The organism is Anaerolineae bacterium, assembly GCA_011176535.1.
In the GTDB taxonomy this organism is placed as follows: Bacteria; Chloroflexota; Anaerolineae; order Anaerolineales; family DRMV01; genus DUEP01.
Map to the genome: position 1 here is coordinate 1 of DUEP01000116.1, position 9,501 is coordinate 9,501.

Here is a 9,501-nt window from a genome sequence, read left to right on the forward strand (position 1 = left end):
ACGAAAGGCCGGGGGTGGTATAATGACCCCATCTCACCCTCGTTTGGAGGTATCTCGATGAATCCGGGCCCCACAGAACTGATCATCATCCTGGTGATCGTCCTGATTCTTTTCGGCGTTGGGCGGATCAGCCGCATCGCGGGGGAGTTGGGTGCGAGCATTCGGGCGTTTCGCGAAGGGTTACAAGGCACGGACAAATCCGAGGAAAACGGAAAGCAGCCCCCCCCCGGCCCCACGCCTCCTCAAGCCTCGTAATCCCCCTCTCCACACCTTGCATCTTGGGAATCTCCCCCTGCCGGGGCATGCTTTCCAGCAGGGGGTGTTGTTGTCCCCTATGACAGCAGCAAGACAGCCCCGGTCATGGGCCGTATTGCTTCAACCGGGTTGTAGTACGCGCCCAAGGCGCTTGGTGAAGCATCCGTCGCTCTCGGCGATGACGAGCAGCCGTCTTTTCTTGGGGAATGGGGGGCGGAGAGGAGGAAAACCCGGCGTGGGTAGAAGGGTCTCTCCGGGGTGGCGTGTTTGGCCTATAATACTTCCAGTAACCGTTTGTTTCTCGTTCCCCTGGGAGGTCATGATGCGTGCGTTCCCAGCCAACTCTTCACGGCTGAGCCTAGCGTTGGTCTTGCTGGCTTTGCTCTTCGCCTGCACCCGGGTACCCACCCCGACGCCCACGCCCCAGCCTATCCCCACCCTGACCCCCACCCCCTTTCTGAACGCCAACATTCCTGTTGTAAAACCGCCCTTCACCCTGCTGCGCCGCGACCCAGGCCCCGGGGTGCCCCTCGGACTGCACGCCGCGCTGACCTTCACCTTCACCCGCCCCCTGGATATGGAAAGCGCCCCCGTCGCTTTCCGCCTGACCACGGCTGCGGGCGAGGTCATTCCCGGCACGTTCACCTTCCCCACGGAGCAGGCGTTTCGCTTTGTGCCCGACCAGCCGTTGACCCCAGAGACACGCTACACCGTCACCCTGTCTACCGACCTGCGCGCCGCCGACGGCACTGCCCTGGGCGCGCCCCTGAGCTTCACCTACGACACCGAGGCCGCCTTCGCCGTGCAGCGCGTCTTCCCGCCCAAGGGCAGCCAGGCCGTGCCCCTGGACGCCGAGATCACCGTGGTGTTCAACAAGCCCGTCGCTCCGCTGACCAGCCGGGAAGCCGCGCCGCCCCTGCCCCTGGAGATCACCCCCGCCGTGGAAGGCCAGGGCGCCTGGGTGAGCAGCACCATTTACGTCTTTCGCCCCGATCACCCCCTGTGCAGCGACGCCACCTACACCGTGCGGCTCCCCGCCAGCGTCACCAGCCTCTCCGGGGAAACCCTCACCGAGCCCCTGGTCTGGCGCTTCACCACCCGCGCCGTGAAAGTCACCGACCTGCGCGTGGACGACCAGTGGGCCGACGCCAACAACAACCCGGCCCTGTATGTGCGCCGCGACGCCGCCGTGCGCATCACCTTCTCCGACCCCATGGACGAGGACAGCGTGGCGCAGGCCCTGTCCATCACCGCGGCCGACGGCTCCCCTGCCCCGCCCTACACCCTGCGCTGGAACGAGCGCGCCACCAAACTGACCATCGTGCCGCAGGGCCTCTACGCGCCCGACACGCGGTACATCGTGACCCTCTCCACCGAGGCCCAGGCCAGGGACGGCGGCCACCTTGTCGCTCCGGCGTCCACTGTCTTCCAGACCGCCGGCCGACCTGCCGTGGTGCGCCTGCCCCGGCAGCAGGACTACTTCTCCCCCTGGATCTCGCTGGAATTCAACACCTACCCGGACCGCGACACCCTGGAAGGGCATATCCAAATTTCCCCCGCCCCAGAGCGCCTAACCTGGGAGGTGCACGACCGCACCCTCACCCTGGGCCAACTAGCGGCAGGCACCACCTACACCATCGCCCTGCTTCCCGGCATCGCTGACCTGTACGGCGAGGTATTGGACCAACCCATCACCTTCCAAATCACCACCGCCCATCTAGACCCTGGCTTTGACCTGCTGCTCCCCAGCGGCGGCGTGGCCCTGCTGCGCGCCGACGGCCCCCAGAGCCTCTGGGTGCGCCACGCCAACCTGACCTCCCTGCGCCTGGACATCTACGCCGTGGCCGACGCAACTCTGCTTCACGGCCTGACCACCTACGATACCTGCCCCACCAGCCCGAACCTGGTGTTCTCGCAAACCCTGGACCTCAGCCAGACCCAACGCGACCGCACCCACTATCTGGACCTGGCCCTGCCAGACCTCCTCGGCCATCCCCTGCCTCCGGGGGCCTACTGCCTGCGCGTGGACGGCCAGCCCAACCCCTGGGGCCAGACCCAGGGCGCCTGGCTCCTGGTCGCCACCGACCACCTCACCCTGAAAACCTTCCCCCAGGGCGGCCTGGTCTGGGTCACCGACCTGGACACCGCCGCCTCACAGGCGGACCAGCCCCTCACCCTGTACGCCGTGGAGGAGACCGAGGACCGGGCCACCCGGGTGGTTCCCCTGACCCAGGGCGTGAGCGATGCCCAGGGCCTCTTCCAGCAAAAGGACCTGACCAAGACGCCCCGCTTCGCCCTCCTACACACCCCCGACCGCTTTGCCATCGCCGACGCCCAATGGGAGGCCGATTCCCCCTCTGGGTATCACGCCAGTTACTGGTGGGTGCAGGACGAGCAGGCCCGCCGCACCCAGGCCTTCCTCTACACCGACCGCCCTCTCTACCGCCCCGGCCAGACCATCTACTTCAAGGGCCTGGTGCGGGTCAACGAAGACCTTCACTACCACCTCCCCGAGACCACCCAGGTCTGGGTGAGGCTGGATCGCCAGGGCACCGAAGTCGCCCGCCAGACCCTCGACCTGTCCTCCTGGGGCACCTTTGCCGGGTCCTTCTCCCTGCTCCAGGAGGCCCCGGTGGGCGCGTACACCCTCACGGTGCACGCCGGCCCGGTCTATCTGGGCAGTTTTACCGTGCGCGTGGCCGCCTATCACAAACCCGTGTTCGAGGTGGCCCTCACCCCGCAACAGCCTGACCTGATACCCGGCCAGACCACCACCGTGCGCCTTCAGACCACCTACTACGCCGGGGATGTGGTGGCCAACGCTCAAGTGACCTGGCACACCGAGGTGCAGTCCTACTTCTACCGGCCCCCAGTGGATTTCCGGGACTACACCTTCACTCAGGAGGTGTACTGGCCCTGGGAGTGGGCCTTCACCGGGCCGGAGTACGGCCCCGGAGGCCAGACCCAGAAGGGGGTCACCGATGTCCAGGGACGGCTGGACATCCCCCTGGATCCGGCTGCGGCCCTGCGGGAACTGAAGGACCAGGATGTCCAGATCACCCTGTGGGCCACGGTCACCGACGCGGGCGGGAACACCGCCGACGGACACACCACCGTGGTCGTCCGCCGCAGTCAGGTCTATGTGGGGCTGAAAACAGACCGCTGGGTGGGCGTGCAGGGCGAGCCGCTCCAGGTGCATCTGGTGGCCCTGAGTCCCAAAGGTGAGCCGCTGGCCGGGCAGCGCATCACCGTGGAGGTGCTGCGCGAGGAATGGCACAGCGTGCAGCGTCGTGGGGCCGACGGCATCCTCCGCTGGGAATCCTCGCTGGAGACCACACCCGTGACTACTCTGGGGCCGGTGACCACCGACGGGCGGGGGCAGGCCGACATTACCTTTACCCCGGAGCAAAGCGGCACCTACCGCCTGGTGGCCCGCACTACCGACGCCCAGGGTCGCCCTCGCCAGGCTGCCCTGCGGGTGTGGGTGGCTGGGGAGGAGGCCCTGCTGTGGGAACAAAGCACGCACCTGCTTCCCGTGGTGCCTGACCAGCCGGCCTATCGCCCCGGCGACACGGCCCGCCTGCTGGTGCCTCAGCCCTACGCCGAATCCACCTACGCCCTGGTGACCCTGGAGCGCGGTCAGGTGTACCAGGCCCGGGTGGTGCGCCTGGAGCAGGCCAGCAACCTGATCGAACTGCCCATCGAGGCCGACCTGGCCCCGCAGGTCTTCGCCTCGGTGCTCACCCTGCGCCCCGCCAGAGCGGGCCAGCCCCCCGATTATCGCATGGGCACCGTGCGCCTGCCCGTGGCCCTGGACGCGCAAACCCTGCGCGTGGAAGTCACCCCCGACCGTGAGCAGGCCGGGCCGGGGGAAACCCTGCACCTCACCCTGCGCACGACCACCCTGGACGGCCAGCCCGTGTCGGCCGAGGTCTCCGTGGCCGTGGTGGACAAGGCCCTGCTGGCCCTGGCCCCCGACACTTACGATTTGCTGGGGGAACTCTACCCGGCCAACGGCCTGCAGGTCGCCACGGCCCTGGGCACCACCCAGGACCTGGAGGCTTACAACGCCCGCATCCAGCGCCTGCTGCCCACCGGGGAGGGGATGGGCAGCGGAGGCGGCGGCAAGGGCATGGACACGGGCGGCGTGATCACCGTGCGGGAGACCTTCCGCGATACGGCCTACTGGCAGGCCCAGGTGCGCACCGACGCCCAGGGCCGCGCCGAAGTGTCCTTCACCCTGCCCGACAACATGACTACCTGGGTCGTCCGCGCCCGCGCCGTCACCGCCGACACCCGCGCCGGGGAAGGCGTGGCCGAGGTGCGGGTGTCGCGGCCCTTCTTCGTGCGCCTGCACACCCCCGCCTTCTTCACCGCCGGAGACGAGGTGGCTCTGCAGGCCGTGGTGCACAACACCACCGACGCCCCGCTGGAAGCCACCGTGCGCCTGAGCCGCGCCGAGGGCGTCACCCTGGCCGACCCGGTGACGCAGCAGGTCACCGTGCCGGCGGGCGGGCAGGGTGCGGTCTCCTGGCAAGCCAAAATCGCCGCCGATGCCAGGCGGGTGGACCTGCTCGTAGAGGCCCGGGCCGACGGCTACACCGACGCCGCTCGTCCCACCCTCACCCTGCTGCCCGACGGCGGCATCCCGGTGTACCGCTTCCACACCGTGGAGGCGGTGGGCACGGCTGGTGCCCTCACCCAGGCCGCTCAGGTGGTCGAGGGCGTGAGCGTGCCCTCTGACGCGGCCAATGCCACCCTGCACCTGCAACTGAGCGGCTCGCTGTTGGCCAGGCTGCGAGAGACCCTGGTCACTTTGGGACAGGGTACCCAACCCACCTCCCGTTGCACCCTGAGTTACGCTTCACCCTTGCTGGCCAACGCCGCCCTGCTCCAGGCCTTGGACGCCTCGGGGGCGCCCCCGGCGGAGGACCTGCGCAAGGCGGCCCACCAGATGACCCAGGCGCTGATCGCCTTCCAGGCCTATGATGGGGGCTGGCCCTGGTGTCCTCAAGGGGAAAGCCGCACCGAGCCCACCCTCTGGGCTACCTGGGCGATGCTGGAGGCCCGCCGCGCCGGGCTGGGGGTGGAACCGCGGGTGCTGGATCACGCTGCCGATTTCCTCGAAACTGCCCTTGAGAAGGAGATGCGGCAGCGGCTGCAGGCGCCCGAGGGCGACCTGCTGGCCCTGACGTTGGACCTGCTGACCCAACTGGGGCGCCGCCCTGCCGGGGCCGCCTATCGCCTGAACGAAACGGCCACGGCCCGCCGGGGGGCGCTTAGCCTGGCCGGTTGGGCCCTGCTGCTCCACGCTGCCCAGGAGATGGGCATGAAGCCCGCCTTCACCGACCCCATCGTGCAACGCCTGGAAAACGGGGCCGTGGTGTCCTCGGCCGTCGGCGCCCACTGGGACGGCGCGGGCTGGTGGGGCTGGGCCTCAGACGCCGGGACCACGGCCCTGGCCCTGCGGGCGCTGTTGCAGGCCGACCCCCAGGCGCCCTTCCTGCCCCAGACGGTGCTCTGGCTGTTGGGGGTGCGCGGCGAGCGAGGCTGGGGGAGCGACACGACCAATGCCCTGGTCGCTCTGGCCCTGGCCCGCTGGGCCGCCTTCAGCGGCGAGGCCCAGCCGGATTACGACTACGCGGCTTACCTGGATGAGACCCTGTTAGCCCAGGCCCACATGACGCCCGCCGAGGCCTCCAATCCCCAGACCTGGACCTGGACGCTACGCCCGGACAGCACGCATTCCCTGCGCCTGGGCCGTGGCGCGGGTCCCGGTGTGTTGTACTACCAGGCGTTCCTCGACCTTACCCTGCCGGCGGCCGGGGTGCCCCCGCTGAGCAACGGCCTGCAGGTCGAGCGGGCCTACTACGCCCTGGAGGACTTGACCGCCCCGCGCACCGTCTTCCATCCCGGCCAACTCATCCAGGTGCGATTGACCCTCACCATGCCCCACGACCTGCATCAAGTGGTGCTCACGGACTACCTGCCCGCCGGGCTGGAGGCCCTGGATTTGCCCACCGAGCCCTACCCGGCCGACCTCTTCTCTGCACAGGACTACCTGCGCTACGGCTGGGGCAACTGGTACTTTTATCACCGCGAAACCTACGACGAGCGGGTGGTCATGGTGGCGCCCACCCTCCCCGCCGGGGTGTACACCCTGACCTACTACGCCCGCGCCACGGTGCCGGGCCGCTTCCAGGTGCGGCCCACGGTGGCGTATGAGACCGCCTTCCCCGATGTCCGTGGCCGTAGTGCCGGCGCGATGATTGAGGTGCGGCGATAGTCCTGGTGGAGAAGAGGAACATACCCTTGAAATTCCTTCCGGTCAGGATTTTGCCCGCTTTCTGGCCTGGGAGATGACGGCGATGCTGGCCGTGGGCCTGCTCTTTTGGGCCTTGGGGTTGCTGTTGGGCGCCACCCTGCGCCCTCCCCTGGCTGGTAGCTTGGCTCAAGTGGCTCAGCCCCTGCCGGGATATGCTTTTGTGAGACTTCTGCTGGTTGGTTGGGTGGAGGGGTGATGGTGATGCGGAAGGTGGTGTTTGGGGTTTTGGTAGCGGTGGTTGTGGTGGGATTTTTTGGGGGATTATGGCTACACGAAATCTTGCACGACCTTCCCGACCCCACCCAGGCCCTCCGCACCCCCTACCGTCCCCCAAGTCTTCGGATCACCGACCGTCACGGTCGCCTGCTGTACGCCACCCTCCCCCAAGGAGAAGGCCGTTTTGTTCCCCTCCCCCCGACAGCCATCCCGTTGTGCCTCAAGCAGGCCACCGTGGCTGTGGAAGACGCCACCTTCTACACCAACCCCGGCGTGGACTGGCGGGGCATGATGCGCGCACTGTGGCTGGACCTGCGGGCGGGCCGCGTGGTTGCCGGGGGCAGCACCATCACCCAGCAGGTGGTGCGCCACCTGCTGCTGGCAGACGAAGCGGGGGAACGCACCCTGCGGCGCAAGGTGCGCGAGGCCGTGCTGGCCTGGCGCCTGACGCGCACCCTCTCTAAAGACGAGATCCTGGCCCTCTACCTGAACACCACCTACTACGGCGGCCTGGCCTACGGCGTTGAGGCCGCCGCCCAGACCTACTTCGGCAAGCCCGCCGCCCAACTCACCCTGCCCGAATGCGTCCTGCTGGCCGGGCTGCCCCAGGCCCCGGCCCGCTACGACCCTTTCACCCATCCCGAAGCTGCCCGCGCCCGGCGGGACACCGTTTTGCGGCTCATGGTGCGCCACGGGTTCCTTACCCCCCCGGAGGTCGCCCAGGCCCAGGCCGTGCCCCTGAGCCTGACCCCCTCCCCCTACCCCATGCGGGCGCCCCATTTCGTGTGGATGGTCCTCGACCAGGTGCAGGCCCTCCAACAGGCCGGCCGCCTGCCTCAGGGGGTTCCCCTGGTGGTGCGCACCACCCTGGACCTGGACATCCAGACCCTGGCCGAGGAAGCCGTGCGCCGTCACCTGGCTGCCCTCCGCCGGGAGCGCGACCGTCGGGTGAACAACGCGGCGGTGGTGGTGTTGGACGCGCACACTGGTGCCCTGCGAGCCCTGGTGGGGAGCGCTGACTACACGAATGACACCATCCATGGCGCGGTGAACATGGCCCTGGCCCCCCGCCCCACCGGCTCGGCCTTCAAGCCCCTCATCTACGCCGCCGCCCTCCAGCCCGACCAGCCCCACCCCTGGACCGAGGCCACGGTACTCTGGGATGTGCGCACCGTCTTCACCACCCACGAGGGAAGCCCGTACATCCCCCACAACTACGATTTGCAAGAACACGGCCCGGTGACCCTGCGCCAGGCCCTGGCTTCGTCCCTCAACATCCCGGCGGTGTTGACGTTGCAAAAGGTGGGCCTGGAGACCCCTCTGGCCTATGCTCAACGCCTGGGCATCACCAGCCTGGGCCCGGCCGAGGAGTATGACCTCTCCCTGGCCCTGGGGGGCGGCGAAGTGCCCCTGCTGCAACTGGCTGGGGCTTACACGGCCTTCGCCGCTGGCGGTCGCTTCCGCGCCCCTTGGTGGCTATACGAAGTTACCGATCTTCAAGACCACGTCCTGTACCGCGCCTCATCACCCCCACCGCGCCCCGTCTGGGACCCCCGCGTGGCCTGGCTCATCAGCGACATCCTCAGCGACGACAGAGCCCGGGCCCTGGGCTTTGGCCGCCACTCCTCCCTCGAAGTCGGCTTCCCCGCCGCCGTGAAAACTGGCACCTCCTCCGGCTTCCACGACAACTGGGCCATCGGCTACACCACCCATTGGGTGGTCGGCGTGTGGGTGGGCAACGCCGACTTCCAGGCCATGCAGGGCGTGGACGGCCTCACCAGCGCGGCCCCCATCTGGCACGATCTCATCCGCTCCCTGCACCAGAACGCCCTGCCCCCGCCCTTCCCCCAACCGGACGGTCTGGTGCGCCGGGAAGTGTGCACCCTCTCCGGCCTGCTCCCTTCGCCGGCGTGCCGCCAGCGGCACCTGGCATGGTTCATCGCCGGCACCGAACCCCGCACCGCCGACACGACCTACCGCCTGCTGGAAGTGGACTTGAAGACGGGAGCCCTGGCCTCCCCCAGCACCCCACCGGACCGCCGCGGGAAGGTGCTGGCCCTGAACCTCCCGCCCCAGGGTTGGGCCTGGGCCCGCGCCCAGGGCTGGCCCTTGGTGCAGGACTTCGCCCCCCCGTCCATCCTCCCCGCCCGGGACAACGCCCCCTTGGTGGTGCTCCGCTCCCCGCCGGCCGGCAGCGTGTACCGCCTGAGCCCCGACCTGCCCGCCCAGGCCCAGAAAATCCCTGTGGAAGCCGAAACGGCCCTCGCCGAAGCCACCCTGCGCCTGTGGGCCGATGGCCGCCTGCTGGCCGAGTGCCCCGCCCCCACCTGCCGTGCCTGGTGGCCCCTTACCCCCGGCGAGCACACCTTCTGGGCAGAGGTCCTCCCCCCTCAGGGCGACCCTCACCCCAGCGCCACGGCAAAAATTGAGGTGGAAGGCCGGCCGTAGGGGAACTCCGCCCCACACCGCGCCAGGAGGATTGGGACGACCGAGCCTGAACGAAAGGGAAGCCATGGAAGGATTGGGGGCTGGGGCCGTCTGAGCGCCCTGGTCCATCCTCGGTCATGCAAGCGCGGCTTCCACATTTGGGGAAGGAATGCGAGGGAGGGGAACCCCAGAACCCTCCCCGCAGAGCTTTTTATTGATGTTTGCATGTAAAAACAAACAAAGGTGGAACAGAGTCACAAGCCCCAAGGGAGTAGAGA

At 68.6% G+C, this 9,501-nt stretch carries 4 protein-coding genes; all 4 read left to right on the top strand.

Translation table 11 applies throughout. The features are described 5' to 3' along the window. The first annotated feature begins 57 nt into the window (after positions 1 to 57). The gene (locus G4O04_10020) at positions 58 to 255 is read left to right on the top strand and encodes a twin-arginine translocase TatA/TatE family subunit (protein HEY58848.1); all 198 of its coding nucleotides are present in this window, start codon (positions 58 to 60) and stop codon (positions 253 to 255) included. Positions 256 to 574: 319 nt separating this feature from the next. After that, complete coding sequence (locus G4O04_10025) at positions 575 to 6,541, top strand: hypothetical protein (protein ID HEY58849.1); 5,967 nt, start codon at positions 575 to 577, stop codon at positions 6,539 to 6,541. Between the two features lie 82 nt (positions 6,542 to 6,623). Beyond that, positions 6,624 to 6,776: a hypothetical protein gene (locus G4O04_10030; protein ID HEY58850.1), complete on the top strand. Its 153-nt coding sequence runs from the start codon at positions 6,624 to 6,626 to the stop codon at positions 6,774 to 6,776. Next, a complete protein-coding gene (gene pbpC, locus G4O04_10035) occupies positions 6,776 to 9,244 on the top strand; it encodes a penicillin-binding protein 1C (protein ID HEY58851.1) in 2,469 nt (822 codons plus the stop codon). Before G4O04_10030 ends, pbpC begins: the two co-directional genes overlap by 1 nt. Positions 9,245 to 9,501: the final 257 nt, after the last annotated feature.

Bases quoted from the DNA above. Each gene is read 5' to 3' on its own strand.
- G4O04_10020 (HEY58848.1), top strand. From the start codon at position 58: ATGAATCCGGGCCCCACAGAACTGATCATCATCCTGGTGATCGTCCTG.
- G4O04_10025 (HEY58849.1), top strand. From the start codon at position 575: ATGATGCGTGCGTTCCCAGCCAACTCTTCACGGCTGAGCCTAGCGTTG.
- G4O04_10030 (HEY58850.1), top strand. From the start codon at position 6,624: ATGCTGGCCGTGGGCCTGCTCTTTTGGGCCTTGGGGTTGCTGTTGGGC.
- pbpC (HEY58851.1), top strand. From the start codon at position 6,776: ATGGTGATGCGGAAGGTGGTGTTTGGGGTTTTGGTAGCGGTGGTTGTG.